We start from the raw sequence: 1,680 nt of genomic DNA, 5'->3' as shown, positions 1-1,680 counted from the left end.
GTAACTCCAAAATAGAAATGTCCGGTTTCTCCAAAGTAAAAATGTCCGCTTTTAGAATATGCACTTTTGCAATTTCCTTAGCGGACGATTTGATATGTTGGTGTCTATGTCGGATAAAGAACTTAAACGATTGTGGGTCTTGCAGGAAATCTGCGATCAACGCATAACTCAATCCCAGGCTACTCAGCAAATTCATTTTGGCTCAAGCCAGTTTTTTCACGTACTTCTTTAATATCAGGCAATTCGAGTTCTCTAACTCGGCTTGCTTTAACTTCTTTACGTTTGATAGCTCCAGCTTCTTTGATTGAAGCAACCAAGTCATCAAATAAGTTGTTATCCATGAAATTGCTCCTTCACGAGTTGGCGCAGAATAGCGGTTTCCTTATCTGTTAAATTATCTTTTACTGATTTTGGATGAGCCACTAAGAAAAAGATCTGATCATCCTCGGTGACCCAATAATAAATCACCCGTATCCCACCACTTTTCCCTTTGTTACCTTGAGCATAACGTACTTTGCGATACCACCGCCATTCTTGATTAGGTCACCTCTATCAGGCTGTACCAAAAGATCTTGCTGAAGTTGACGATATTCCTCATCAGATAAAAAATGTTCGATATTCTCTCCAATATTCTATACATAAGAGCAAACGATCTTCCAATGGTAATTTATGCGGTCGTCCTTTACCAATATGACAAGGTAAATGCTTATTTAGCTCGGCCAACATGAGGTTAAATGTAGCCCAACTAACACCGGTAAGCCTACGAAATTTAACGTCTGATAATTTTTGAATATCTTTGAATTTCATCCAAGAATTATCCCTTGAATTAAATAATTTTGCTGATTAATTTAAGATCAAATAAATTGTACGTTTTTTGATTTATGACGGAAGTCTATTAAATTTAAAAACAATAATTTATATCGGTAAAAATATATATTTTATTTTAAAGTCTTCCCAAATATCCCCCTTTTTACCTGCTTGCAATTAAAGCTTTTCAGTCACATGATTAAGTGATCAAGGCTGCATATCAAGTGAGTAAAATCATGACGCCTGAACAACGCTTCCAAGCCATTTTGGCCCAATCCAAGCAGCATGATGAAGAAAAATCCCAGCGCTCAAAGCTGGAAAATAATCTGATCGTGCTCAGTCATGAACTGAAGGAACTCGCAGAACGCATTGAGGAACAAGTCACTGATCTCATCTTCGCTGAAATGGATCATTTTCTAGAATCTCAAGGCTGGAATTCAGAATTTATTAATACCAGAAATAAAAGATATACCCTGAATGAAAAAAATATTTATCTCAGCGCACTTAAGCCAACGATTGGAAAATTTTTATTTGTGATCAAGCATGACCTATTTGAAAGTACTGAACATCAGGTGGAAGCCTGCTTTAAGGATAGTACGACCTTGAGTCATTTTAAAACTGCCATGCAAGGTGGAGATCTTAAAAATGATATTCCGATCAAGGCACTTGAAGAATGGTTAAAAGGCTTACAGTTGACATTGCAAAAATTAAAAGCTGAAAGTCACAACCTTCAAGCTGATGGTCTGACCTATGAAGTGATTAAGGTTGGTCAGATCCATCATAAAAGACTGCCTAGCTTTATCGAAGCCTTTTTATCCATTCTGGAGCATAGATAAGCCTGTTTAAAGTTAGGGTTAGTTTTTAAACTTTATT

General features: G+C 36.5%; 2 protein-coding genes and 2 pseudogenes. 1 reads left to right on the top strand and 3 read right to left on the bottom strand.

The window, feature by feature from the left end; genetic code table 11:
- The 3 genes and pseudogenes from ACY3FQ_RS01565 to ACY3FQ_RS01555 form a co-directional block, all read right to left on the bottom strand.
- A partial coding sequence (locus tag ACY3FQ_RS01565; RefSeq protein ID WP_489774442.1) for a hypothetical protein occupies nt 1-196 on the bottom strand: 196 nt, incomplete at its 3' end.
- Nucleotides 186-341: pseudogene (locus ACY3FQ_RS01560) on the bottom strand (transcriptional regulator); the annotation flags it as partial. The pseudogene ACY3FQ_RS01560 and the gene ACY3FQ_RS01565, both read right to left, overlap by 11 nt.
- Nucleotides 334-629 (bottom strand): annotated as a pseudogene (locus ACY3FQ_RS01555) (type II toxin-antitoxin system RelE/ParE family toxin). The pseudogenes ACY3FQ_RS01555 and ACY3FQ_RS01560, both read right to left, overlap by 8 nt.
- A gap of 402 nt (nt 630-1,031) precedes the next feature.
- Here ACY3FQ_RS01555 and ACY3FQ_RS01550 point away from each other — a divergent pair.
- Nucleotides 1,032-1,643, top strand: coding sequence for a hypothetical protein (locus ACY3FQ_RS01550; RefSeq protein ID WP_489773534.1), 612 nt, complete (start codon nt 1,032-1,034; stop codon nt 1,641-1,643).
- Nucleotides 1,644-1,680 lie beyond the last annotated feature (37 nt).

Source organism: Acinetobacter sp. AB03 (assembly GCF_058107045.1).
Note: the sequence above shows the minus strand (reverse complement) of the source record. Positions and strands in the feature narration are given on the sequence as shown.